The sequence below is a fragment of the Pigmentiphaga litoralis genome (assembly GCF_014651835.1).
GTDB lineage: Bacteria > Pseudomonadota > Gammaproteobacteria > Burkholderiales > Burkholderiaceae_B > Pigmentiphaga > Pigmentiphaga litoralis.
On the sequence record NZ_BMXQ01000001.1, the window covers coordinates 1,218,106 to 1,242,143 of the forward strand.

A 24,038-nucleotide genomic window follows, 5' to 3' on the forward strand; every position below is an offset into this window, starting at 1 on the left:
ACGCCCAGATCCACGTCTTGCTTCGCGTCAGACATGGGCGGCCTCCTTGGCGGGCTTGGCGAGTTTTTCGTCGGCATACACCCGTGTCTTGAAGGGGTCGATGCCCAGGCGATCGACCACGTCGATGAACCGTTCGGCGTCGCTGTCGCGCAGGTCCAGGTAGGTCTGGACCAGGTTCTCGACCACGTCGGGCACTTGCGCGCGGGCAAACGACGGGCCGATGATCTTGCCGATCGCGGCGCCCGCGCCGCGGCGCGATTCGATATCGGGCAGCGGCTTGGCCGCGCCGTTCTGGCGGCCGCCCAGGGTGACCTGGTACCACTCCTCACCCGCCTTGTCGACACCCAGGATGCCGATATGGCCGACGTGATGATGCCCGCAGGCGTTGATGCAGCCCGAGATGTTCAGGTCGATCTCGCCCACTTCGTACAGGTAATCCAGGTCGTCGAAACGCTGCTGGATGGATTCGGCCACCGGGATCGACACCGCGTTGGCCAGCGCGCAGAAGTCGCCGCCAGGACAGGCGATGATGTTGGTCAGCATGCCGATGTTCGGCGTGGCCAGGCCCAGGGCATCGAGCTCGCGCCACAGGGCGAACAGCTGGCTGCGTGGCACGTCGGTAAAGACCAGGTTCTGTTCGTGCGAGACGCGCATTTCGCCAAAGGTGTAGCGGTCGGCCAGGTCGGCGACGGCGTCCATCTGGTCCGCGGTGATGTCGCCGGGGGGCACACCGGTGCGCTTGAGCGACAGGGTCACGGCAGCATAGCCGGCCACCTTGTGATGATGCACGTTGCGGCGCAGCCAGCGGGCGAAGGCAAGATCGTTGGCGGCGTGGTGCGCCGAGGTATCCGCACCCGGGTCGGCTACGTAAGCCGGCGTCGTGAAGCGCTGGGCCACCGCGTCGACCATCTCGCTGGTCAGCGTATCCGGACCGTCCTTGATCAGCGCCCATTCCTGCTCGACCTGTTCGCCGAACACTTGCGGCGTCAGGTCCTTGACCAGGATCTTGATGCGCGCCTTGTACTTGTTGTCGCGGCGGCCGTGCAGGTTATAGACCCGCAGCGCAGCCTGCATGTAGGTCAGCAGATGCTGCCAGGGCAGGAACGGACGGATCAGTTGGCCGACGATGGGCGTGCGGCCCAGGCCGCCACCGATCCACACGCGAAAGCCCACTTCGCCATCCTGCTCCACGGCTTGCAGGCCGATGTCGTGCACGCCCACGGCCGCGCGGTCGGTGACGGACCCGCTGACGGCAATCTTGAACTTGCGCGGCAGGAAGGCGAATTCCGGATGCAGCGTGGACCATTCACGGATCAGCTCGCACCAGACGAGCGGATTGACGAACTCGTCGGGTGCAATGCCGGCGAACTGGTCGGTGGTGGTGTTGCGGATGCAGTTGCCGCTGGTCTGGATGGCGTGCATCTGGACTTTGGCGAGTTCGTCCAGGATGTCGGGCACGTCTTCGAGCTTGGGCCAGTTGAACTGGATGTTCTGGCGGGTGCTGAAGTGGCCGTAGCCGCGATCCCATTTGCGGGCGATGTGGGCCAGGGTGCGCAACTGGCGCGACGCGAGCATGCCGTAGGGGACCGCCACGCGCAGCATCGGTGCATGGCGCTGGATGTACAGGCCATTTTGCAGCCGGAGCACGCGGAATTCGTCTTCGGTCAGCTCGCCTGTTAGAAAGCGGCGCGTCTGGCCGCGGAACTGCGCGGCGCGTTGCTCGACCAGTTGCTGGTCGACGGGATCGTACTGATACATGCAGCTTGCCTCTCTGGATGGCGTCCGGGCGAGAAGCAAGCCACCCGCCCGGCGTAATCGTCGAAGCTTACAAATGCCGGACGATCAACGGAACCATCGATTTGTAATTTGTATATTCAGAATTCGATCTAAGCGCTCTGTTCCTTATGAAAAAAGCGCTTAAGTGAAGCGGGGGCCTCAAGGGCCCCCGCGGTGGATCAGGCCTCTTCGGTGGCCGCGTGTCCCATGTTGATACGCAGGCCGCCTTCGGCGTCCTTGTCGGTACGCGCGCCCCGCGAGCGCTCGACATGGTCGAGGTACTCGGTCGTGACGTCGCCCGTCACATAGGTGCCGTCGAAGCACGACACGTCGAAGCGTTCCAGGCGCGGATTCATGTCGCGCACGGCCTGCTGCATCGCGCCGATGTCCTGGTAGACCAGCGCGTCGGCGCCGATCACCTTGGCGATCTCTTCATCGGTGCGGCCGTAGGCGATCAGTTCGCGGCGGGTAGGCATGTCGATGCCGTACACGTTCGGGAACCGCACCGGGGGCGCCGCCGAGGCAAAGAACACCTTGTTGGCGCCCGCTGCGCGCGCCATGTCGACGATTTCGCCGCTGGTCGTGCCGCGCACGATGGAGTCATCGACGATCAGGACGTTCTTGCCCTTGAACTCGACGCCCATGGCGTTGAGCTTCTGGCGCACGGACTTCTTGCGGACCGCCTGGCCCGGCATGATGAAGGTGCGGCCCACGTACCGGTTCTTGATGAACCCTTCGCGGTAGTCCAGGTTCAGGCGCGCGGCCAGCTGCATGGCGGCCGGACGGGCCGAATCGGGGATCGGCATGACGACGTCGATGTCACCCAGGCGCAGATTGGTCGCGACCTTGTCGGCCAGGTACTCGCCCATGCGCAGGCGCGAGCCGTACACCGACACCCCATCCATCAGCGAGTCCGGGCGCGCAAAGTACACGTACTCGAAAATGCAGGGATTGAGTTGCGGGTTGATCGCGCACTGGCGGGCCGAGAAGCGGCCGTTGATGTCGATGAAGATGGCTTCGCCGGGTTCCACGTCGCGCACCAGCTGAAAGCCCATGCCTTCGAGCGTGACCGATTCCGACGCCACCATCCATTCGGTGCCGGCGTCGGTCTCGAGCTTGCCGATACAGAGCGGGCGGATGCCAAACGGATCACGGAACGCCAGCAGGCCGTAGCCGGAGATCTGCGCGACCACGGCGTAGGCGCCCTTGGCGCGGCGGTGCACGGCGGACACGGCGCGGAAAATGGCGTCTTCATCGAGCGATACGCCGTTCGACGACTGCTGCAGTTCGTGCGCGAGCACGTTCAGCAGCACTTCGGAATCGGAGTTCGTATTGATGTGGCGGCGGTCGATACGGAAGAGTTCTTCGCGCAGGCTTTCCCAATTCGTCAGGTTGCCGTTGGTGGCAAACGTGATGCCGAACGGTGCATTGACGTAGAAGGGCTGGGCTTCTTCGGCGCTGGAGCTCGACCCCGCGGTGGGGTAGCGGACCTGGCCGATGCCCACGCTGCCAGGCAGCGAACGCATGTTGCGGGTGCGGAAAACGTCGCGCACGAGCCCATGGGCCTTGTACATATTGAACATGTTGCCCTGCGACGTGGCGATACCGGCCGCGTCCTGCCCACGATGCTGCAAGAGCAACAGACTGTCGTAGAGCAACTGATTAACCGGCGCGTTGGAGACGACACCGACGATTCCACACATGAGAGCCTCGTTTCAAGAGCACAACTTCAATAACGGATCCAATCCGCAAACTGTTCCGGCACCCACGGCTTGACAGCCCGTGCGCCTTCTTCGGCGAGAGGCGAGAATGTCGCCCCGGTCCACCAGGGCTCCTTGGGTAAAGGAGTGAACCCTGCAGCAATGACCAGCACCAGCACGATCAGCAGACCCCGTGCCAGGCCAAAAATTCCACCCAGGCCACGATCGGCGGGGGACAGCCCGGTTGCCTTGATGAGCATGCCGAGCGCCATATTGACGATGCCCACCGCCAGAAGCACCGCGATGAACACGCCCACATACGAGACGCCCAGGCGCAGGGCGGGCGTGTCTATATGCGGGGTGAGCCACTCATATACAAGAGGGCCGTAACGCATCGCGGCGGTAAAGGCCGCGACGTAAGCGATCAGGGACAGCAGTTCCTTGATCAGGCCGCGAAACAGGCCGATCAGGACCGACGCGGCCAGTATCGCGATGACCGCGTAGTCGAAGTTCGTCACAGCGGAACGATCGAACTGCTGAATCCTGCGGAATTGACGCGGTTGCGGGCGACGTCAGCCGCTTCGCGCGACGAGAACGGGCCGACACGGACGCGGAAAACATCGCCCTTGCCGGTCTTGACCCGCTCGGTAAAGGCCTTGATGCCCGCTGCACTGAGGCGGTCACGCATGTCCTGCGCACGCTCTTCGGTAGAGAAAGCCGCGATCTGGACCGCGAAACTGTTCTTGCCGTCGGCCTTGCTGTCCGCCTTGCTCTCGGGCTTCGACTCGGCGGGCGGCGTCGCGCGTGCGACGGTCTGCCCTTCGAGAAGCGCGCGGGCGCGTTCCGCGTCGGCGCGAGCGGCGTTGGCAGCCGGGGCGGCAGGCTTGGCTTCGGGTTTGGGTTCCGGCTTGGTGGTTTCGGCGCGTTCGGTGCGTTCCGGCCGCGTGGGCTCCGGGCGTAGCTCGGGCCGGGTCGGCTCGGGGCGCACCGGTTCGGGTTTGGCGATTTCGGCAGGACGGGGATCGGGCGTGGGCGCGACCGGCGTCGACGGCGCAGGCGTGGCCGGTGGCGCGTCGGCGGACGGCGCCGGCGTCACGGCCGCGACCGGCGGCTTGGGCGCTTCGACCTGGCCGTTCTTGTCGGGAATCAGGATGGGAATATCGTCGCGCAGCGGCGTGGGCTCGGAGTCGAGCACCATCGGCAGCACGATGACGGCGGCCAGCACGAGGGCAATCGCCCCGACCAGCCGGCGGCGTGCACGGCGGCGCGCTTCCTGGGCGGGGTCTTGAGGTTCGTCGTTACCTGCACCATAACTGGCACGAGTGGGCCTGGCCGAGGTCGTTCCGGCCTTCTGTTTGCGTTCGAGCAATCCCATTTGTACGTCCGGCGATGAGGCTGGCGGCGTGGTCGGGGTTGGGACTTCAACCCGCTGTCAGTCAAGCATGGCGCGCGGCCTTGGCCTCACGCTGATACGACAACACGCCGGCCACGGTAAGAAATGATCCGAAGACCAGGATTCTATCACCCTCGCCTGCCCTTGCCTCGACAGCAGCGTACGCATCCCCCGGGTTGTTGTAAGCAGTGATCGAGTTGTCCTTGCCCTCGGGCACGCCCAGGGCGCGCAGCCGCTCGGCCAGCGCTTCGCCGGTCAGGCCCCGCGGGCCCGGCAGCCCGGCGCACAGCCAGTGGTCGATCCGGCCCTTCAGCTTTTCCACCACGCCGTCGATGTCCTTGTCGCCGAGCATGCCGAACACGGCGTAGGTATAGGGGTGAAAGCCCATGTTGCCGAGGTTGTCGGCAAGCACGGCGGCAGCGTGCGGGTTGTGCGCGACATCCAGGATCACGGTCGGCTGGCCGGGCAGGATCTGGAAGCGGCCAGGCAGCTGCACCTGCAGCAGGCCCAGGCGCACCGCCTGCTGCGGCACCGGCAGGCGGTCGCGCAGGGCTTCCAGCGCAGCCAGCGCGGCGGCGGCATTCAGCAGCTGGTTTGCGCCGCGCAGCGCCGGATAGGCCATGGCATTGCGGCGCTGATTGCGGCCACCATAGCTCCACTGCTGCTTGTCGCCCGAATAGTTGTAGTCGCGGCCAAAACGCCACAGGTCCGCGCCAATGGATTGGGCGTACTCGACCAGGGTCTCCGGCGGAACGGGGTCGGCGCAGATTGCCGGCTTGCCCGGACGGAAAATGTGGGCTTTTTCAAAGCCGATCTGCTCGCGCGTGTCGCCCAGGTAATCCATGTGATCCAGGTCGACACTGGTCACGATGGCGCAATCGGCATCGACGATGTTGACGGCATCCAGCCGGCCGCCCAGCCCCACTTCCAGCACGACCACATCCAGATCGTGTTGGTCGAACAGGCGCAGGATGGCCAGGGTAGTCAGTTCGAAGTAGGTCAGCGACACGTCGCCGCGCGCAGCGTCCACGGCGGCGAACTGTTCGGTCAGCTGGGCATCGGTGGCGATCTCGCCGTTGACGCGGGCGCGCTCGTTGAAGTCGAGCAGGTGCGGCGACGTGTACAGCCCGACCTTGTAGCCCGCGCACAGCAGGATGGATTCAAGCGTGGCGCAGGTCGAGCCCTTGCCATTGGTGCCGCCGACCACGACGCGAATGCAATCGAGCTTCAGGTCCAGCCGGTCCGCGACCTGTCGCACCCGGTCCAGGCCCATGTCGATGGGGCGGCTGTGAATGGACTCCAGGTAGCTCAACCAGGTGGAAAGCGGGCTGCTGGCGTCGGGGCGGGAAGTGGAACTCGAGGACATGGCGGGGGACAATCGACGGAAAGGCGTAACTATAGATCGTCTTGGGGCGGACGCCCTGCGGGGGCCGCCGCAAGGCCCGTTTGAAGCGCGTTCAGGTACCGGCTGTTATTCGCCCCAGTGATTTTGATTATCCGCAACGCGCTATTGGCAAATCCGAAGTGGGTGCCTACGCTTGCGGTGCACACATGGCAAAGACCATCTCGGAGACAACGATGACCCGCACCCCCAGCGCCGCCCGGCGCACTGCACGATCGCATCCCCCTCGTTTTTCGCTTCCCCGCACCTTCGCACTGCTGCCGATCACGGCCGTCATGCTCGCGGCCTGCGGCGGCAGCGACGACGACAACACCGGCACGCCGGACACCCCTGCCCCGCCTGCCCTCGTCCAGAATGCGCAGACCTGCGCGGCGCTGGGTGGCACGGCCATTCCGGCATCGGCGATCGGCGAGCCGACAACCGGTGCGGTCGTGACGTCGGCCAGCCTGGTCGGCGCCGTGCCGCAAACCCTGAATGCTGCCGGTACCGGCGTGACGACGGCGTTGCCGGAGTACTGCCGCGTGCTGATCGACATCAAACCGGTCGATTCCAGCGCGCCGTTGATCAAGGCGCAGGTGAACCTGCCGACCACGTGGAACGGCAAGTCGATGCAACTGGGCGGTTCGGGCTACAACGGGTCGCTCGTCACCGGGCTGGGCGGCGAGGCGAACCAGCCGCCGAGCGGGCAGGTGCCGCTGATGCGCGGCTACGTCACCCTGGGCACCGACTCGGGTCACCAGAACGCCAGCGGCGTCGAGCAATTCGCGTTCGCCTTGAACGACGAGGCGCTCACCAACTTTGCCTATGCGTCGTACAAGAAAGCGCGCGATGTCAGCGTCCATATGATGACGCGTTACTACGGCAAGGCAGCCAGCAAGGCGTACTACATGGGCGGGTCGGAAGGCGGCCGGGAAGGCATGATGATGGCCCAGCGTTACCCGCAGGACTATGACGGGATCCTGTCCCTGTACCCCGTGCTGAACTGGTCTGGCCTGCAGACCTTCGGCAACAACGTGGGCGGCATCTTGCAGAAGGATCCGGGCGCGTGGCTCGGCACCAAGGTCAAGCTGATCAACGACACGGTGCTGGCGGCATGCGACGCACTCGATGGCATCACCGACCGCGTGGTCAGCAACTACATGGGGTGCAAGGCCCCGGCCGATGCGGCACTGGCGGCGCTGCGGTGCCCGTCGGGCAATGACGAGGGTCCGTCCTGCCTGTCGACCGCCCAACTGGCCGTGGTCAACGCGGCCCATACGGGCTACACCTTCAGTTTCCCGCTGGCCAATGGCGTGACCGCCTACCCTGGGTTCGGCTATGGCAATGAGGCCAACCCCGCCAACTGGCCGCAGTGGATGACGGGCACGGTGCCGCCCACCTTCACGGCCGCGCCCAACCCGGCGGGCATCGGGAACCTGTTCAACTATGGCAACGGCTATGTGCGTTACTTCATTGCCAAGGACCCCAACTTCAACCCGCTGACCTATAACCCCACCAACTTCCGGGCGCGGGTGGAACAGGTATCGGCGTTGATGGACGCCACCAACCCGGACCTGTCGGCCTTCCGCGCTCGCGGCGGCAAGCTGATCCTGCGCGAAAACGTGTCCGACACGGCGCAAAGCCCGTTCGCGGGGCTGCGCTACTTCGACTCGGTCAACGCCAGGATGGGCGAGGCGAACGTGGCTACTTTCATGCGCACCTACGTGACACCGGGCATTGGCCACACCGGATCGGAAGTGCCGGCCGGCACGGTCGAAGCGCCAGCCTATGGCATTCCGGGCGCCATCGACTGGGTGTCCATCCTGGAGAAGTGGGTCGAAGGCGGCCAGGCCCCGGCCGACCAGCTGGTGCAGACGATCGAACAGCGGGTGCCGCCGTTCACCGTGACCGCATCCAAGCCGCTGTGCCGCTATCCGCTGTATCCGAAGTACGTGGGTACATCGCCCGCGGGTGGCAACCTGGCGTCGAACTATGTGTGCTCGGCGTCGTGAGCCAGGTGACGCGCGCCAGGTAGTGCGCACGAGTCACCGGCCCGCCCGTCCTTCATCGGCCCGCTGACCGCTGCCTCGCCAACGACAAGGCCGGCTATTGCCGGCCTTGTGTCATCTGGCGCGGCGGGCGCGCGTTCAGTTCACCTTGCCGGGCCACGGCGTCAGGATGTCGTAGCCGGTCGACGTGACGGCCACGGTGTGCTCCCATTGCGCGGACAATGAGCCATCGACCGTGACCACGGTCCATTCGTCGCCCAGCACCTTGACCTCGGGCTTGCCGAGGTTGAGCATGGGCTCGATCGTGAAGACCATGCCTTCCTTCAGGCGCACGCCGGTGCCGGGGCGGCCGTAGTGCAGGACCTGCGGGTCTTCGTGATACTTCTTGCCGATGCCGTGCCCGCAGAAGTCGCGGACCACCGAAAAGCCGGCGGCTTCGGCATGCGCCTGGATGGCTGCGCCGACGTCGCCCAGCTGCGCACCGGGTTTGACGGCCTGGATGCCCAACATCATGGACTCGAGCGTGACGTCGACCAGACGACGGGCATCGTCCGACGGGGTGCCTGCGTAGTACATGCGGCTGGTGTCGCCATGCCAGCCGCCCTTGATCACTGTGACGTCGATATTGACGATGTCACCATCCTTCAGGATTTCTTTCGGGCTGGGAATGCCGTGGCACACCACGCCGTTGATCGACGTGCAGAGGGTCTTGGGAAAGCCGTGGTAGCCGACATTGGCCGGAATCGCTTTCTGTACCTTGGTGATGTGCTCGAAACAGCGGCGGTCGAGCTCTTCGGTAGATACCCCTGGCTGCACGTACTCCCCGATCATTTCCAATACCTCGGCGGCAAGTCTGCCGGCCTCGCGCATTGCCTGAACCTGCAACGGCGTCTTGATCGTAATTGCCATGGGTGAACGCTCCAATATTTCCGTGATTTTACGGCGATACCGGTCATACGTCTTTTCTGCCGGGCATTACTGCGGTCGGATGAGCCACAACGGGCGCCACCCAGGGCGCCGGCCTTCGATGACGGTGCCATCGGGCCGATTACCGGCGGGACTGCCTCCCCGCCCCCCGGCCCCCGGGCGATCCGCCGCCTGGCGACCCGCTGCTGGACGATCGACGGGCGCCCACGGCAGTTGGGGGCGCCGAGCCATCAGACCACGAACCTGAGCGTGCCCGATGCCTGATCGTCGCCAGCCGCGTCGACCGTACCCACCACGCCAGCCTGCGCGAACCCGGCATCACGGAAGGTATTCAGTACATGGTCGACCGCGTCGGCCCGGCAGCTGACCAGCAGGCCGCCGCTGGTCTGCGGATCCGACACCAGGGCTTGTTTCCAGGCGGCGGCCGCCGAAGGCCACGCGATATCGCCGCCATAGCTGCTCCAGTTGCGGCCCGATGCGCCGGTCACGATGCCCTCTTTGGCAAAGCCGACAGCCGTCTCGATCAGCGGCAGATCGTCCAGACGCAGCGTCGCCCCCAGGCCCGCGCCGCGGCAGAGTTCAAGCGTGTGTCCGGCCAGCCCGAAGCCGGTCACGTCGGTCATGGCATGCACGCCGTCAACGTTGGCGAGCGCAATGCCGACCTTGTTCAGCTGCGTGGTGTGGCGAATCATCTCGGCATAGCCCGCGTCGCCCAGTACGCCTTTCTTGAGGGCCGCCGAAAGGATGCCCACCCCCAGCGGCTTGCCCAGGACGAGCACGTCGCCGGGTCGGGCGTCCTTGTTGCGGCGGACCTTGTCGGGGTGCACCAGACCCAGGGCCACCAGGCCATAGATGGGTTCAAGCACATCAATGCTGTGACCGCCTGCGATTGGAATGCCGGCTTCGCGGCAGATGCTGGCGCCGCCTTCGAGCACGCGGCCGATCACGTCGGGCGGCAGCTTGGCGATAGGCATGCCCACCAGCGCCAGCGCCATGATCGGCGTGCCGCCCATGGCGTAGATGTCCGACAGCGCATTGGCCGCGGCGATGCGTCCAAAGTCGTAGGCATCATCAACGATCGGGGTAAAGAAGTCGGTGGTGGCGACCAGCGCCTGCTCGGCGTTGAGCTTGTACACGGCGGCATCGTCGCTGGTTTCTGTGCCGACCAGCAGCTCGGGCGGCACGAGTCCTTGCGGCGCCTGTGCCAAAATCTCGGACAACAACCCTGGGGCGATCTTGCAACCGCAACCGCCGCCATGGGAAAACTGGGTAAGAGCCGTAGTAGTCATGAATTCAGGAAACCCTTCGATGCGTTCAGCCGTCTTCCATTGTGCCAGTACCCGCCTGGCCCCGCAGAACGCCGGAGCCACGGCATGAAGCGCGGCCCGGTCCGCGTCGACGAGCTGCACGCCTTCGACACCCTCATCGATGCGCGTTCGCCCGCCGAATTCGCGCTGGATCACATTCCCGGCGCCATCAACTGCCCGTCCCTGGACGATGAAGAGCGCCGGATCGTGGGGACCATCTACAAGCAGACCGGCGCCTTCGAGGCGCGGCGTGTCGGCGGCGCCATGGTGGCGGCGAATATCGCGCGGCATCTGAACGAACGTTTTGCCGACCAGCCCGCAAGCTGGAAGCCCTTGGTGTATTGCTGGCGCGGCGGCCTGCGCAGCGGGTCCATGGTCAACTGGCTGCGGCTGGTCGGGTGGGACGCGCAGCAGCTGGCGGGCGGCTACAAAAGCTTTCGTCACCATGTGATCGAACAACTGGAAGCCGCCAGCCCCAGGCTGCAACTGCGGGTGATCTGCGGGGCCACCGGCAGCGCCAAGACGCGGGTGCTGCAGGCGCTGGGCGAGATGGGCGAACAGGTGCTGGACCTGGAACACGTCGCGCGTCACAAGGGGTCGTTGCTGGGGGCCCTGCCCGGCATTCCGCAGCCATCACAAAAGGCGTTCGAAACCCAGGTGGCGCATGTGCTGGAAGGGCTGGATCTGTCGCGGGTCGTGTACGTGGAAGGCGAAAGTCCGCGCATTGGCAAGGTGGCCCTGCCCTTGCCCCTGGTGGAACGCATGCGCGCGGCGCCGTGCATCGAAGTGCAGGCAACGGCAGCAGCGCGGCTGGACTACCTGCTGCGTGACTATGCTTACCTGGGTGACGATGCCGACGCGCTGGCGCAGCAGATCGGTTTTCTGAAAGAACTGCAGGGCAGGCAGACGGTGCAGCGCTGGCAGGACTGGGCACGGGCTGGCGAGCTGTCCCCGCTGTTTTCCGAGCTGATGTCGCTGCACTACGATCCGCATTACGAGCGGTCGCAGGCACGGCATTTCCATGCCTGGGCCGCGCGCCAGACCGTGGTGGCCGACGATCTGACCGACGCCGGTATCGAGACCGTCGCGCGCCGGATTGCCGCCTTGCCGGGTCACGCCGATTGATACAACCACCACCGCATTTCTCCATATTTGCAGGCAGGCGCCGCGCTATCGTTCAGTGACGGGACATCAAGTCCCCTGACGAAGGAAAGCATCATGAAACGCCTGTTGGCCAGTCTTGTGTGTGGCAGTGTGCTCGCAGTCGCGCTGTCGGGGTGTATCGTCGTGCCGCGTGGCGGCGGAGGCGGCCCCCACTACCACGGCGGACACTACTCGCAGGGTCCGTACTACGATCGCGGCCATCACCGGGGCGGCTACCGCCGCTGATCATCAGTGCATTGAAGGGTCTTCCAGGCGGGGCCGGGCGAGCGCAAGCGGCCCGGCCCCGCCGCCTTTGGGCCCGCTTCAGCTTGGCCGATCGGTGCCGTCACGGGCGGTGCTGCGGGCGCAGTCGCGACGACGCCTGTTCGAGGTACTGATCGTCCCACGTCGTTGACCCCGGGCTTGGCCCCCTCCTACACTTTTTGCACACAACGTTCATTCATGAACACCAGTCAAAAATTACGGGACGGCATCCATGGCACAACCACTCATCGGCATCAGCGGCGCGGGCATCGGCGGCCTGGCGGCAGCCATTGCGCTGCGCAAACTCGGCAAGGACGTGATCGTCTTCGAGCAGGCTGCGCAGTTCGCACGCGTCGGCGCGGACATCAACCTGACGCCCAATGCCGTGCTGGCGCTCGATGGCCTGGGCATTGGCGACGCACTGCGCGAAACGGCCGCGCGTCCGACCCACCGCATTAGCCGCACGTGGGACACCGGCGAAGAAACATCGCGCATCGAGATGGCCGAAGCCGCGCAGACCCGCTACGGCGCGCCGCAACTGACCATGCACCGCGCCGACCTGATGACGGCGCTGGAACAGGCCATGCCGTCAGAGCAGGTGCGCCTGGGCAAGCGGACGCAGCGCATCACCGAGACGCCTGACGGCATCGACCTGGCGTTTGCCGATGGCAGCACGCAGCGCGTCGACGTGCTGATCGGCGCCGACGGCATCCATTCCATGGTGCGGACCGCGATCGTCGGCGAGGAGCATCCGGTGTTCACGGGTGTCGTGGCTTATCGCGCGGTGGTGCCCGCCGAGCGGCTGCAAGGGGTGAACAACTTGAATGCGTTCACCAAGTGGTGGGGTCCGAATCCCGAAACACAGATCGTGACCTTTCCGCTGAACCGCGGCCGCGACATCTTCATTTTTGCCACGACGCCGCAGGACAGCTGGCGCCATGAGTCGTGGACGACGCCGGGAGACGTCGCGGAACTGCGCGCGTCGTACGCCGACTTCCATCCGGAAGCCCGGGCCCTGCTCGATGCGTGCGATACGGTGCTGAAGTCGGCGCTGTATGTGCGCGATCCGCTGCCGACCTGGTCCAGGGGCAACATGACCCTGCTGGGCGATGCCTGCCACCCGATGATGCCGTTCATGGCGCAAGGCGCCGGCATGGCCATTGAAGACGGGATCGTGCTTGCGCGTTGCCTGGCCGATGCCGGTGATGCGGGCGTGCCCGCGGCCCTGGCGCGCTATCAGGCTGCCCGCCTGGACCGCACGGCGCAGATCCAGATCGGGTCGCGTGGCAACAACTGGCTGAAAGCCGGCAGCAATGCCGACTGGGTGTACGAATACGACGCGTGGAACGTCGCACTGGGCTGACCTGTGACGCGCGCGATCGCTCCGGCAACCGGTGCGATCGTGCAGTCGACTGTCAGGCCACCGGGTCGCGCATCGTCACGAATTCTTCGGCCGCCGTGGGGTGCAGACCCAGAGTCTGGTCGAACTGCCGTTTGGTCGCCCCGCACTTCATGGCGATCGCGATACCCTGGATGATCTCCGGACCATCCGGCCCGACCATGTGGCAGCCCACGACCTTGTCGGTGGCCTTGTCGACCACCAGCTTCATCATGGTCTGTTCGTTGCGGCCCGATAGCGTGTTCTTCATGGGCCGGAAGGTCGCACGGTAGACGGTCACCACGTCGTACAGCGCGCGCGCATCGTCTTCGGACAGGCCCACCGTCGCCACGGGCGGCTGACTGAACACCGCCGCCGGCACGTTGTGCGAACTGGCTTCGATTGGATTGCGGTTGTACAGCGTTTCGGCCAGCGCCCGGCCCTGCGCAATGGCCCAGGGCGTCAGGTTCAGGTGATTGGTGACATCGCCCACCGCGTAGATGCTCGGCACCGCCGTCTGCGACCAGCTGTTCACGGCAATGGCGCCGTATTCATCCAGTTCCACGCCCACCTCTTCAAGCCCCATGTGGCGCGAGTTGGGCAGACGGCCGGTGGCGTACATGACGAGGTCGTAGGGCGTTTCCACGCCGGTGTCCGATACGGCCACGACACGATCGCCGTCCTTGCGCAGCGCGGAGATCACGTGGCCGCTCTGGATCTCGATGCCGCGTTCCTGCAGCACTTTCGTGATCGACAGGCGGATGTCCTGGTCGAAGCCGGCCAGCACCAGATCGCGACGGATGCCAAGGGTGACCCTGGACCCCAGACCATTGAAGATGCCCGCAAATTCCAGCCCGATATAGCCGCCCCCCACGATCAGGATGCTGCCCGGCAGACGCGGCAGGTCGAGCGCTTCGTTCGACGTGATGGCCAGATCGATGCCCGGAATGGCGGGCAGCGCGGGCCGCGCGCCGGTCGCGATCAGAATACGTTCGGTGGTGTAGCGTTTGCCGGCGATTTCCACAGTGTGGGCATCGACCACGGTGCCGCGGCCTTCAAACAGCGTGACGCCAGAGTTCGCCAGCAGCTTGCGATAGATACCTTCGAGCCGGTCGATCTCGCGGTCCTTGTTGGCGACCAGCGTTGGCCAGTCGAACGACGGCGGCTCCACGGTCCAGCCAAAGCCGGCGGCATCATCGAAGGCTTCGGAAAACTGCGAACCGTACATCAACAATTTCTTGGGCACGCACCCGCGAATGACGCAAGTGCCGCCTATCCGGCTGTCCTCACAGATGGCGACACGCGCGCCGTAGGACGCCGCGCGGCGCGAGCTGGCAACGCCGCCCGAACCTGCCCCGATGGTGATCAGGTCGAAATCAAAATCGGGCATGGAGGACGTCCTTGGTAGAAATTGGGAAGGTGCTTGGAAGCAGTTGGCGGTATTTTATGCCATGGCGCCGGGTACACATATTGCTGAGCCGCCCCTTTGAACCCACACACACAAGAGCGACGTCGCACGGGGCGGCCGTTGTCATATGGGATGCTTATGGTTGGAATCAAGGCGCTGCACATCGCGGCGCTCGTCATCTGGTGCGGCGGTTTGTTCTATCTGCCCGGGCTGTTCATGCTGCATCCGCGCGCGGTCGACCAGGCCGGCTTCCATCGCCTGCGCATGTTGACCCGCTTCACCTTCGCGTTTGTCGTCTCGCCCGCCGCTGTGATCGCCATTATTTCAGGCACGGCGCTGGTCCACTATCGGCAGGCCCATGGTGAATGGCTGATGTGGAAGCTGCTGTTGGTATGCCTGATGGTGTTCTTCCATCTGTATTGCGGAGGGCTCGTGGCCAGACTGGGCCGGGAGCGCATGGCGCACGGGCGGACCTGGTCGGCGGGCTTGCTGGCCGTGCCGTCGCTATTGGTACCGCTGGTGCTGTGGATGGTGCTGGGCAAGCCGTCGTTCCTGTTCGCGGCGGCCCCATGACGGTGGCCGCCCGCGATCAATCGTCCGTATCGTCGTTGCCGACACCGATCTGGTGCTCGAAGACCAGCTTGCCGCCCATCCACCCTGCCACTGCCACCAGCAGCGCGCCCATGCAGGACAGGAACACGCCATACGGCACGACCGCCGCTTCGGCATCCCCTAGCCGCAGATACCAGTTGATCGAGCCAACCCCCAGCAACAACACCGCGACTACAAAGTGGTTCCAGCTGGCCGCACGGTGGCGGATGCCAGGCACCGACAGCAGTTCGATCGTGCCGGCAATGCCTGCCAGGATGCCCATGACCGCACCCGCACCGATCAACCACAAAGACGCGCGGGCCCAGAACGGATCACCAAGAAAGATGAACGCCCCATCGGCTGCCAGCCCGCCCAGGAAGAACGCGATGGGAAACGGGACCAGCATCGGATGGATGGGATGTTCCGCGACCGCAACGCGTGTGGGAGTGTCGATGGGGAGGGGGAGTCCGAATTTTTCCATGCCATGTCCTGATAGTGATGCCGCGACGGTGCAAGTTCCGTGCCCCGAATGGCCAGGGTTCAGCGGCTTGCCACCCTCCACTGTACGCGGCCCGGGCCACGCGCTGGCCAGGACGTCGGTCGCGATGAGCCTGGCCAGCGCGATCGCCGGCTGTACGTCCGGCCCCTTGTCCGCACTGGACCCGGGCGGCCCCGTCAGCACCTCGGTTGCGCGCGTGTGGTGGGTGATGTTCGGCGGCGCGATGCTGGTTCTGGTCGCGATGATGGTGATCGGCGTGCTGGTCATGGTGGCATCGCCGCGCGCCCGCGCCCGCGTGTCCACGCGCCACTGGCTGGTTGTTGGAGGGCTGGTGGTGCCCGGTGCCGTGATCGCGGCGATCCTGGCGTACGGACTCACCGCCGGGCCGCGCATGCTGCCCGTGCCGCACACGTCCGCCATGCGTGTGGAGATCGAAGCGCGGCAGTGGACCTGGGACGCGCGCTATCCCGAGCGGCAGTGGACGGGGGCACGTGGCAAAACCGGCATGGCCGATGCCGCGCAGGCGGCGGATGCAGTGCCGGCCCTCGCGGCAGATGCTGTGCCGGCTCAGGCGGCGGATGCAGTGCCCGCCCTCGCGGCCAACGCAGCGCCCGCCCAGGCCATCATCCACATTCCCGCCGGGGAGCCCGTCGATTTCCATATCACGTCGCGCGACGTGATCCACAGCTTCTGGATCCCCAGGCTGGGCGGCAAGATGGACGCCATTCCCGGCCGCGTCAACATCCTGCGTCTGCAGGCCGACGCCCCCGGCATCTACCGTGGCGTCTGTGCCGAGTTCTGCGGCGTCGGCCACGCCCTCATGCCCTTTGAAGTCCACGCCCATGATGCTTCCGAATTCACCCAGTCCGGTGGAGGCGCGCGATGACTGACCTGAGCCCCGTCGCCCGCCATCACGCCTTCGACGCCGTCTGGCGAGCCCCTCGCGGCTGGCGCAGCATCTTCTCGGTCAACCACACCACGGTCGGCTTGCGCTTCATCGGCACGGCGCTGGTCTTTTTCCTGATCGGCGGCGTGCTGGCCATGCTGATGCGCGCGCAACTGGCCACGCCGGGCAATGACTTCCTGGACAGCGAGACCTACAACCAGATCTTCACCATGCATGGCACGGTGATGATGTTCCTGTTCGCCATTCCAATGCTGGAAGGCTTTGCGATCTACCTGCTGCCCAAGATGCTGGGATCGCGCGACCTGGCCTACCCGCGGCTCGGCGCCTTTGCGTACTGGTGCTATCTGTTCGGCGGGCTGATCCTGATTGCCGGCCTGGTGTCGGGCGTGGCGCCGAACACGGGCTGGTTCATGTACACACCCTTGTCCAGCCAGCCCTACAGTCCCGGCATCAACGCCGACCTGTGGCTGATCGGCGTGACGTTCTCCGAGATCTCGGCGGTGTGCGGCGCGGTGGAACTGGTGGCCACCATCCTGCGTTTGCGGGCGCCGGGCATGAGCCTGCGGCGGATGCCGCTGTTCGCCTGGTACATGCTGGTCACCGGCGCAATGATCCTGGTGGGCTTTCCCCCCCTGATCCTGGGCAGCATCCTGCTGGAACTGGAACGGGCGCTGAACTGGCCTTTCTTTGATGTGGCGCGGGGCGGCGATCCGCTGCTGTGGCAGCACCTGTTCTGGATGTTCGGTCATCCCGAGGTCTATATCATTTTCCTGCCCGCGGCCGGCATGGTGTCGACCATGATCCCGACCTTCGCGCAGCATCGCGCCGTGGCCTATCCGTGGATCGTGGCCAGTATCGTCGCCATGGGCTTCATCAGCTTCGGCTTGTGGGTCCATCACATGTTCACGGTGGGCATCGCGCATCTCGCGGCGGTGTTCTTTTCGGCGGCGAGCATGCTGGTCGCCCTGCCGACCGCCGTGCAGTTCTTTGCCTGGATCGCCACCTTGTGGGCGGGCAAACCGGTCATGCGGCTGCCCATGCTGTACCTGTTCGGCTTTCTGGCCGTGTTTGTCGCGGGCGGCCTGACCGGGGTCATGCTGGCGCTCGTGCCCTTCAACTGGCAGGCGCACGACACCCACTTTGTGGTGGCGCACCTGCACTATGTGCTGGTCGGCGGGATGGTGTTCCCGCTGCTCGCGGCCACCTATTACTGGATGCCGCACGTGACCGGCCGCATGCCGTCGGAGCACCTGGGCAAGTGGGCGTTCTGGCTGATCTTCATCGGCTTCAACCTGACCTTCTTTTTCATGCACCTGACCGGGCTGCTGGGCATGCCGCGGCGCGTCTATACCTACCAGGCCGATGCAGGGTGGGACTGGCTGAATCTGCTGTCTTCCATTGGCGGATTCTTGCAGGCGATCGGCTTCGGAATCTTTGTGCTCGACGTATTGCTGCATGCGCGTATCGGGAAGGCGGCCACGCGCAATCCGTGGGGCGCGGGCACGCTGGAATGGGCGATGCCTACGCCCTCGCCCACCTACAACATTGCGTCGATTCCAAAGGTGGACGGGCCGGATCCGCTGTGGCAGGACCCCACCCTGGGCGTGCGCCTTGCCGCAGGCGAAGGCTATCTGCCGCAGCCCACCGAAGGCCGGCGCGAGACGATCGGCATCGAACCGCTGACCGGACGGCCGCAAAGCATCGTCTTCCTGCCCGGACCAAGCAAGTGGCCGCTGGCGGCCGCCATCGCCACGGGTGCCGTGTTCATGGCGATCCTGTTCAAGGTCTATGTCGTGCTGCCCGTTGCTGGCGCTCTGATGCTGGCCGTCTTCTTTGGCTGGGGATGGCGCAACGGCCTGCGGTCCGACCCGGAGCCGGTCGATGCCGGCCATGGCCTGATGCTGATGCCGCATGCTGCCACCGCCCACGCGCCAGGATGGTACGGCCTGGTATACGCCCTGATCGCCAACGGGGCCTGCTTTGCATCGTTGGTGTTCGGATACGTGTACCTGTGGACCATCGCGCCCAATTGGCCTCCACCCGCCCTGATCGCCGGTGACGCGTTTGCACCGGCCGTGGCCCTTGCGGGCTTGCTGGTCGCCACCCTGGCGACCCGACGCGCGCGGCATGCGAACCAGACCCTGCCCGCAACACGGGTCGCGACCTGGCTGGGCTGCGCCGCGATCGCAGGTGTCGCCGCCACGTTGGCGTTTGCCGACATCCTGTTCAGCGCCTTGCCGCCTGCCGCCAGCCACGCGTATGCGTCGACGACGTCGGCCCTGGCTGCATACGGAATACTGCATGCGGGGGTCGGAGCGCTGTGGGCCGTCTTTGCGGCGCTGCGCTGCACGCGCGGCTATGTGTCGGCCTTGCGGCGCCTGGACGTGGACCTGGTCAATCTGTGGTGGACCTATGCCGCAGGCACCGGAGGCATCATCCTGGCCGCCCTGTATCTGCTGCCGGGGGTGCTGGCATGAGCAGCGCCATTTCCTCGCGGCTGAAGTCGCGCGGCCTGTGGCGGCTGTGCGGCGGCCTGATCGTGTGGGCCAGCTGCTTTGCCATGCTGTACGGCGCGCAGGCCGCCGGCTGCAGCGCGGGCCTGGAAAGCCGGCAGTGGCTGGGGGTCAATGGCGTGACGGCGATCCTGGCTGCGATCTGGGCGGTACATCTGGTGTGGCTCGGGGGCCGGCTGATGCGCGAGCGCCGGGGCCGGGCGCAGATGCCGGAAGGCGAATTGGACACGGCGCCCGAAGACGCCGCGTTCTTTGCCAAGGTGGGGCAGGTGCTGACAGGGGTGGCGCTGCTGGCCACCGTATGGACCGGCTTTGCCGTGATGCTGCTGCCACCGTGCCTGTGAGCGGCGAGTCGCCGCCCCGCGCAGGCACTGGCAGGCAGTAACAGGCGCTAGCGGATAGTACGCAAACCTGCTGTGTCCGCTACGCCCAGCGTGCGCCACACGGCGGCGATCGCTACCACGGCCACGCCAATGAAGACGGTGCCGCCTGGCACCCACATGATCAATCCGCCCAGTTGTTGATCGTCCAGCGACGACAGGCCCCAGGCCATGGCGGTGTTCCAGTGTTCGACGTACAGAGGCCGGCGGGCGAATGTCAGCAAAGCGCCCAGCAGCCCCATCTGGACGGCGGTGACCAAGGCCACCATCAGCGCCGCCCCGACCGATCGCGCGTGGCGCGGCAGCATGGCGCGCCAGAGCATGATCGCGGCGGCGAACAAGCTCGCATGCATGGCCCAGTAGGTCAGCGTGCTGTCGAAGGTTTGCGAGTACGGCCCGGGCGCGTGCCAGAACCACAGGGCCATCGCAAAGACCGCACAGGCCAGCCGCCCGCTGCCCACCACGCGTTTGGCAACGGTTGGCGGGTGGGCCCATCGTGGCAGTTGCAACATGACCTGCCCACGCCCCAGCACCATGAGCGGCGCGGCCACCAGCACCAGCAGCATGTGCTGGGCGACCCGCGCCGAAAACAGGGCCACCGACATGGCGCATAGCGGAGATATCAAGGTCAGCAGCGCCACGGCCCACCCCGTGTAGAACCAGGCCTGTTCGCGGCTGGACACCGCGCCGCGGTCGGGCGACCCGCCGCGCCAGTAGGCGGCCGCAGCGATCGCAAACCCGGCAATCAGCCAGGGATCGAGATTCCAGCTGGACCAAAGCGTCACCGGTAAGGCAGGCGAGCCGCAGTACGGCAGGTAGCTGGAAAAGTCGGTAGCCATGACGATGAATCCGCAGCAGAGAATGTGAAAAGGTGTGGAAAAGGGTCTACCGGCGTCACCGGCAGTCCGGCAATCTCTTGCACGCCGGGGGTTCGGCATGGGTCCCATAGCAAGAACCCGGCCAGCAAGGCCGAGAAATCCCTTGCTGGCAAACCTGGCTTGCGGGATGCACTCATCTGGCCAACGCGACGGTAAGAATTACCGCAACCGGTAAGAATCGGAGGACACTCAACGCGTGTTCAGACCCGCATTAGCCTAAAATGCGCTGAACAACATCAAGAGGTTCGCGTTGTCTATTGGATATAAGAACAATGTTCGGATGTATGGCAGCGGCGTAGAGCCCATCGTGTTCGTGCACGGGTTCGGTTGCGACCAGAACGTCTGGGCCCGTGTGGCGCCCCAGTTTGCCGACACCCATCGCATCGTCGTGTTCGATCACGTGGGCGCGGGACGGTCTGACCTGTCGACCTACGACGAATCGCGCTATCGCACGCTTGACGCCTATGCCGACGATCTGCTCCAGCTGTGCGACGCCTTCGATATCCGTCAGCCTGTCGTGGTGGGCCACTCGGTGGGGGCGACGATCGCCATGCTGGCGTCGAATCTCGAACCCACGCGCTTTCGCGGCCTGGGCATGATCGCGCCCAACCCCTGCTACATCAACGACGGCGATTATGTTGGCGGGTTCGAACGCGAAGACGTGGACGAACTGCTCGACCTGCTGGACAGCAATTATCTGGGCTGGACAAGCACCATGGCCAAGGTGCTGATGCAGCACGCCGATCGCAACGATGTGGAAGCCGAACTGACGAACAGCTTTTGCCGCACCGACCCGGACATCGCCCGGCATTTCGCGCGCGTCACTTTCCTGTCCGACCATCGCGACGCCCTGCCCCGCCTCGGCATGCCCACCCTGTTGCTGCAAACGCAGCAGGACATCGTCGCGCCGCCCTCGGTGGGCGACTACATGCATGCGTCGATTCGCAACAGCGAGCTGGTGCAGATGGCTGCCGTCGGCCACTGCCCGCACCTGAGCGCCCCGGATGAAACCGCCGCCCATCTTGGCCGATTCATTGCCTCCCTCACGCCGACACGATGACATCGATGCCGCTGTCCCGCCTGCCCGCCGATGACACCTACGAAGCGCTCTATCGACAGGCGCCCTGTGGCTACGTATCGACCGCAGCCGATGGCACGCTGCTCAAGGTCAATGACACCTTCCTGCAGTGGAGCGGCTACAGCGAAGACGAATTGATCGGCAAACTGCGGCTTCAGGACCTGTTGACCGTTGCAGGCAAGGTGTTCTACGAAACGCACTACGGTCCCTTGTTGACCATGCAAGGCTTCATCAATGGGGTGGCCTTCGATCTGGTCGCGAAAAATCGCAAGCGCCTGTCCTTCTTCTGCAATTCTCGCCTTCAGACCGGGCCCGACGGCCAGGCAGTCGGCATCCGCACGATCGTGTTCGACGCGGGAGACCGGCGCCTTTACGAAAAAGAGTTGCTGATCGCGCGGCGCGTCGCGCAAAAGGGCAAGGCCCGCCTGGAATATCTGGCGGGCCACGATTATCTGACCAACCTGCCCAACCGGCATTCGTTCGCCATCCGGCTTGACGAGGCCCTGGCCCGAGCGCGCCAACGGCGCGGCACACTGGCCGTACTCTTCGTCGATCTGGACCGCTTCAAGGACATCAACGACAGCTGGGGCCACGACGTCGGAGACCGCGTGCTCGTGGGCCTGGCCGAACGTTTCCTGGCGGACAGCGACCCGCAGCACACCGTGGCCCGGATGGGTGGCGAAGAATTCGTCTTTTTGCTGGAGGGCGCCGACGAAGCCGATGCCCATAGTTATGCCAGCCGGCTGCTGCCCGACCTGTCGCGGCCTTTCGAGATTTCGGACGCGGTCATTTCGGTGGGCGCCAGCATCGGCATCGCGATGTACCCGGAAGGCGGCGCGACGGGCCAGGAATTGATGCGCAACGCCGACCGCGCCATGTACACGGCGAAGATGGCCGGCGGCTATCGCGCCGTGGTCCACACGCCCGAGGCCGCCGCGCGCCACGCCGCCGAAAGCCTGCTGCGCCAGGCGCTGCCGATGGCAGTACGCCAGCAGCGCTTCGTGCTGCACTACCAGCCCAAGCTGGACCTGCGCACCAACACCATCGTGGGCGCCGAGGCCCTGATCCGGTGGGACGACCCCGATCATGCCGAACTGCTGTACCCCGCCAGCTTCCTGCACCTGGTCGAAGCGTCGCCGGTTCGCCAGCAGGTCTTTGCATGGACGATCGACGAGGTCTGCCGGCAGATCGCCGCGTGGGCCAGCGAGTCGGGCCTGCAGTTGCCCGTGTCGGTCAACCTGTCAGCCTGGCAACTGAGTGACGCCACTCTGCCCCAGGTGCTGACCGACGCCATCGAACGGCACGGCATCAGTATCGACAAGATCCAGGTCGAGATCACCGAAGGCGCGCTGATCGCCGACGAAACGCGGGCCGCCGAGATCCTGAACCAGCTCGCGGCGTCGGGTTTCGCGATTTCGCTGGACGATTTTGGCACCGGCTATTCAGGCCTGGCGCACCTGAAGCGCTATCCGATACGGGGCATCAAGCTGGACATGGCTTTCATCCAGGGCCTGGCTGACGATGCCGGCGCGCGCAACCTGGTGCGGGCCATCGTGGCCTTTGGCAAGTCGGTCGGCATGGAAGTGCTGGCAGAAGGCGTGGAGACATCGGCGCAACGCGACTTCCTGTCCGACATCGGTTGCGACGCGATCCAGGGCTATCTGATCGCCCGGCCCCTGCCCGGTGACCAGTTCGAAACCCTGGCGCTGGGCTGGGGCGCCGCGCCCGTCAAACCAGTCCGGGCACGCCGCGGTACAACAGGTAGCCCAGCGCCGCGCAATTGATGGCAACGGTGATCCAGAACGCCACCTGGAACGAGGTCTTGCGCGACTTGTGCCGCAGCAGGCGCTGGGCGACCCAGGCACCGGGCCATCCGCCCAGCAGGCCGATCAGCAGCAGGACGTTTTCGCTGATGCGCGAGCGGCCATTGCGCGCCGCCGTCTTGTCGATTTCGTACACCAGCAGCGCCAGCGCGCTGGCGACCAGGTAGATGCCCAGCATCACCACCGACATGCGGTCCCGATACACCAGCAGCCCGAGCCCGCCCAGGAACACCAACGCGACCGCCATCGGCACGGGCCAACCGCGTCCCGGCACGGGCGTGCGGATCTCGTTGTTCACGAATTGCGCCTTGACGGCGCACGGCTTGCCGTCCTTGCCCTGACCCAGCTGATACAGCACGGCCTCGCCGACGTCGGGGCGCCGGTGCTTGCTTTTGAACGCTGAAATATGGACAAAGATCTGCTCGCCGCCGCCCTCGGGCTGGATGAAACCGAAACCCTGTTCGTCCTTCCAGCTTTTCAACTTGCCTTTCTGCTGCATACCTTTCCTGGATTGCTGCGGGGGCCTGCGGCGGGTGGCCGCCGGTGGTGCCCGGATGTGCGAGCCGATCGTGTCGGCCGCTGCGCCTGCCCGTGTCGTCGCGGCGTCGCGCAGGCCGTACTGTAGCAGCCGATGCAGACCGTCGGACCCGTTGCCCGAAGGCCAATAAGGTATCCACCCGCAA

General features: G+C 65.5%; 21 protein-coding genes. 10 read left to right on the plus strand and 11 right to left on the minus strand.

The window, feature by feature from the left end; translation table 11 throughout:
- Window positions 1–27 precede the first annotated feature (27 nt).
- From IE116_RS05400 to folC, 5 genes are all read right to left on the minus strand, one after another.
- Window positions 28–1,758 (minus strand): nitrite/sulfite reductase, encoded by a 1,731-nt coding sequence (locus IE116_RS05400; protein WP_189610462.1) that lies wholly within the window; start codon window positions 1,756–1,758, stop codon window positions 28–30.
- Between the two features lie 197 nt (window positions 1,759–1,955).
- A complete protein-coding gene (gene purF, locus IE116_RS05405) occupies window positions 1,956–3,479 on the minus strand; it encodes an amidophosphoribosyltransferase (RefSeq protein ID WP_189610464.1) in 1,524 nt (507 codons plus the stop codon).
- A 26-nt stretch (window positions 3,480–3,505) separates the two neighbouring features.
- Window positions 3,506–3,994, minus strand: coding sequence for a CvpA family protein (locus tag IE116_RS05410; protein ID WP_189610466.1), 489 nt, complete (start codon window positions 3,992–3,994; stop codon window positions 3,506–3,508).
- The gene (locus IE116_RS05415) at window positions 3,991–4,851 is read right to left on the minus strand and encodes an SPOR domain-containing protein (protein WP_189610468.1); all 861 of its coding nucleotides are present in this window, start codon (window positions 4,849–4,851) and stop codon (window positions 3,991–3,993) included. The genes IE116_RS05410 and IE116_RS05415 overlap by 4 nt, the downstream gene beginning before the upstream one ends.
- Before the next feature lie 61 nt (window positions 4,852–4,912).
- Window positions 4,913–6,235, minus strand: coding sequence for a bifunctional tetrahydrofolate synthase/dihydrofolate synthase (gene folC, locus IE116_RS05420; RefSeq protein WP_189610470.1), 1,323 nt, complete (start codon window positions 6,233–6,235; stop codon window positions 4,913–4,915).
- Between the two features lie 212 nt (window positions 6,236–6,447).
- Here folC and IE116_RS05425 point away from each other — a divergent pair, with 212 nt between their 5' ends.
- Window positions 6,448–8,262, plus strand: a complete 1,815-nt coding sequence (locus IE116_RS05425) for a tannase/feruloyl esterase family alpha/beta hydrolase (protein WP_189610472.1) — start codon at window positions 6,448–6,450, stop codon at window positions 8,260–8,262.
- A 135-nt stretch (window positions 8,263–8,397) separates the two neighbouring features.
- Here IE116_RS05425 and map read toward each other — a convergent pair whose 3' ends face one another.
- Together map and selD are read right to left on the minus strand one after the other, a co-directional pair.
- Window positions 8,398–9,168: a type I methionyl aminopeptidase gene (map, locus tag IE116_RS05430; protein ID WP_189610474.1), complete on the minus strand. Its 771-nt coding sequence runs from the start codon at window positions 9,166–9,168 to the stop codon at window positions 8,398–8,400.
- A gap of 248 nt (window positions 9,169–9,416) precedes the next feature.
- Window positions 9,417–10,475, minus strand: coding sequence for a selenide, water dikinase SelD (gene selD / locus IE116_RS05435; protein WP_189610476.1), 1,059 nt, complete (start codon window positions 10,473–10,475; stop codon window positions 9,417–9,419).
- An 84-nt stretch (window positions 10,476–10,559) separates the two neighbouring features.
- Between selD and mnmH the strand changes: the two genes are divergently transcribed.
- The 3 genes from mnmH to IE116_RS05450 all read left to right on the plus strand — a co-directional run bounded on the left by mnmH (window position 10,560) and on the right by IE116_RS05450 (window position 13,263).
- Window positions 10,560–11,618: a tRNA 2-selenouridine(34) synthase MnmH gene (mnmH, locus tag IE116_RS05440; RefSeq protein ID WP_189610478.1), complete on the plus strand. Its 1,059-nt coding sequence runs from the start codon at window positions 10,560–10,562 to the stop codon at window positions 11,616–11,618.
- A gap of 93 nt (window positions 11,619–11,711) precedes the next feature.
- On the plus strand, window positions 11,712–11,882 hold the full coding sequence (locus IE116_RS05445) for a hypothetical protein (RefSeq protein ID WP_189610480.1): 171 nt from the start codon (window positions 11,712–11,714) through the stop codon (window positions 11,880–11,882).
- Between the two features lie 250 nt (window positions 11,883–12,132).
- Window positions 12,133–13,263: an FAD-dependent monooxygenase gene (locus IE116_RS05450; protein WP_189610482.1), complete on the plus strand. Its 1,131-nt coding sequence runs from the start codon at window positions 12,133–12,135 to the stop codon at window positions 13,261–13,263.
- 52 nt (window positions 13,264–13,315) lie between these two features.
- Here IE116_RS05450 and gor read toward each other — a convergent pair whose 3' ends face one another.
- Window positions 13,316–14,668, minus strand: a complete 1,353-nt coding sequence (gene gor / locus IE116_RS05455; RefSeq protein WP_189610484.1) for a glutathione-disulfide reductase — start codon at window positions 14,666–14,668, stop codon at window positions 13,316–13,318.
- Between the two features lie 156 nt (window positions 14,669–14,824).
- Here gor and IE116_RS05460 point away from each other — a divergent pair, with 156 nt between their 5' ends.
- Window positions 14,825–15,259, plus strand: coding sequence for a CopD family protein (locus tag IE116_RS05460; protein WP_189610486.1), 435 nt, complete (start codon window positions 14,825–14,827; stop codon window positions 15,257–15,259).
- A gap of 16 nt (window positions 15,260–15,275) precedes the next feature.
- On the opposite strand, the gene IE116_RS05465 is transcribed toward IE116_RS05460, so the two are convergent.
- Complete coding sequence (locus IE116_RS05465; protein ID WP_189610488.1) at window positions 15,276–15,758, minus strand: DUF2231 domain-containing protein; 483 nt, start codon at window positions 15,756–15,758, stop codon at window positions 15,276–15,278.
- 67 nt (window positions 15,759–15,825) lie between these two features.
- On the opposite strand from IE116_RS05465, the gene coxB reads away from it, so the two are divergent.
- Genes coxB through IE116_RS05480 form a run of 3 tightly spaced genes read left to right on the plus strand, consistent with a single transcriptional unit; the run spans window position 15,826 to window position 19,540 of the window.
- Window positions 15,826–16,662, plus strand: coding sequence for a cytochrome c oxidase subunit II (gene coxB / locus IE116_RS05470; protein WP_189610490.1), 837 nt, complete (start codon window positions 15,826–15,828; stop codon window positions 16,660–16,662).
- Window positions 16,659–19,160, plus strand: a complete 2,502-nt coding sequence (gene ctaD, locus IE116_RS05475; protein ID WP_189610491.1) for a cytochrome c oxidase subunit I — start codon at window positions 16,659–16,661, stop codon at window positions 19,158–19,160. The genes coxB and ctaD overlap by 4 nt, the downstream gene beginning before the upstream one ends.
- Entirely contained in the window at window positions 19,157–19,540 is a 384-nt protein-coding gene (locus tag IE116_RS05480) for a hypothetical protein (RefSeq protein WP_189610494.1), read from the plus strand. Before ctaD ends, IE116_RS05480 begins: the two co-directional genes overlap by 4 nt.
- Before the next feature lie 47 nt (window positions 19,541–19,587).
- On the opposite strand, the gene IE116_RS05485 is transcribed toward IE116_RS05480, so the two are convergent.
- A complete protein-coding gene (locus IE116_RS05485) occupies window positions 19,588–20,415 on the minus strand; it encodes a cytochrome c oxidase assembly protein (protein WP_189610496.1) in 828 nt (275 codons plus the stop codon).
- 289 nt (window positions 20,416–20,704) lie between these two features.
- On the opposite strand from IE116_RS05485, the gene IE116_RS05490 reads away from it, so the two are divergent.
- Both IE116_RS05490 and IE116_RS05495 read left to right on the plus strand, forming a co-directional pair.
- Window positions 20,705–21,514: an alpha/beta fold hydrolase gene (locus tag IE116_RS05490; protein WP_189610498.1), complete on the plus strand. Its 810-nt coding sequence runs from the start codon at window positions 20,705–20,707 to the stop codon at window positions 21,512–21,514.
- Between the two features lie 5 nt (window positions 21,515–21,519).
- The gene (locus IE116_RS05495) at window positions 21,520–23,316 is read left to right on the plus strand and encodes a GGDEF and EAL domain-containing protein (RefSeq protein ID WP_189610499.1); all 1,797 of its coding nucleotides are present in this window, start codon (window positions 21,520–21,522) and stop codon (window positions 23,314–23,316) included.
- Here the strand turns inward: IE116_RS05495 and IE116_RS05500 are convergent.
- Window positions 23,261–23,854, minus strand: coding sequence for a DUF1294 domain-containing protein (locus tag IE116_RS05500; protein WP_189610501.1), 594 nt, complete (start codon window positions 23,852–23,854; stop codon window positions 23,261–23,263). The two genes, IE116_RS05495 and IE116_RS05500, sit on opposite strands and share 56 nt — an antisense overlap.
- Window positions 23,855–24,038: the final 184 nt, after the last annotated feature.

Coding starts and splice junctions, on each gene's coding strand:
- IE116_RS05400 (WP_189610462.1), bottom strand. CDS start 1,758: ATGTATCAGTACGATCCCGTCGACCAGCAACTGGTCGAGCAACGCGCC.
- purF (WP_189610464.1), bottom strand. CDS start 3,479: ATGTGTGGAATCGTCGGTGTCGTCTCCAACGCGCCGGTTAATCAGTTG.
- IE116_RS05415 (WP_189610468.1), bottom strand. CDS start 4,851: ATGGGATTGCTCGAACGCAAACAGAAGGCCGGAACGACCTCGGCCAGG.
- folC (WP_189610470.1), bottom strand. CDS start 6,235: ATGTCCTCGAGTTCCACTTCCCGCCCCGACGCCAGCAGCCCGCTTTCC.
- IE116_RS05425 (WP_189610472.1), top strand. CDS start 6,448: ATGACCCGCACCCCCAGCGCCGCCCGGCGCACTGCACGATCGCATCCC.
- map (WP_189610474.1), bottom strand. CDS start 9,168: ATGGCAATTACGATCAAGACGCCGTTGCAGGTTCAGGCAATGCGCGAG.
- selD (WP_189610476.1), bottom strand. CDS start 10,475: ATGACTACTACGGCTCTTACCCAGTTTTCCCATGGCGGCGGTTGCGGT.
- mnmH (WP_189610478.1), top strand. CDS start 10,560: ATGAAGCGCGGCCCGGTCCGCGTCGACGAGCTGCACGCCTTCGACACC.
- IE116_RS05445 (WP_189610480.1), top strand. CDS start 11,712: ATGAAACGCCTGTTGGCCAGTCTTGTGTGTGGCAGTGTGCTCGCAGTC.
- IE116_RS05450 (WP_189610482.1), top strand. CDS start 12,133: ATGGCACAACCACTCATCGGCATCAGCGGCGCGGGCATCGGCGGCCTG.
- gor (WP_189610484.1), bottom strand. CDS start 14,668: ATGCCCGATTTTGATTTCGACCTGATCACCATCGGGGCAGGTTCGGGC.
- IE116_RS05460 (WP_189610486.1), top strand. CDS start 14,825: ATGGTTGGAATCAAGGCGCTGCACATCGCGGCGCTCGTCATCTGGTGC.
- IE116_RS05465 (WP_189610488.1), bottom strand. CDS start 15,758: ATGGAAAAATTCGGACTCCCCCTCCCCATCGACACTCCCACACGCGTT.
- ctaD (WP_189610491.1), top strand. CDS start 16,659: ATGACTGACCTGAGCCCCGTCGCCCGCCATCACGCCTTCGACGCCGTC.
- IE116_RS05480 (WP_189610494.1), top strand. CDS start 19,157: ATGAGCAGCGCCATTTCCTCGCGGCTGAAGTCGCGCGGCCTGTGGCGG.
- IE116_RS05485 (WP_189610496.1), bottom strand. CDS start 20,415: ATGGCTACCGACTTTTCCAGCTACCTGCCGTACTGCGGCTCGCCTGCC.
- IE116_RS05495 (WP_189610499.1), top strand. CDS start 21,520: ATGCCGCTGTCCCGCCTGCCCGCCGATGACACCTACGAAGCGCTCTAT.
- IE116_RS05500 (WP_189610501.1), bottom strand. CDS start 23,854: ATGCAGCAGAAAGGCAAGTTGAAAAGCTGGAAGGACGAACAGGGTTTC.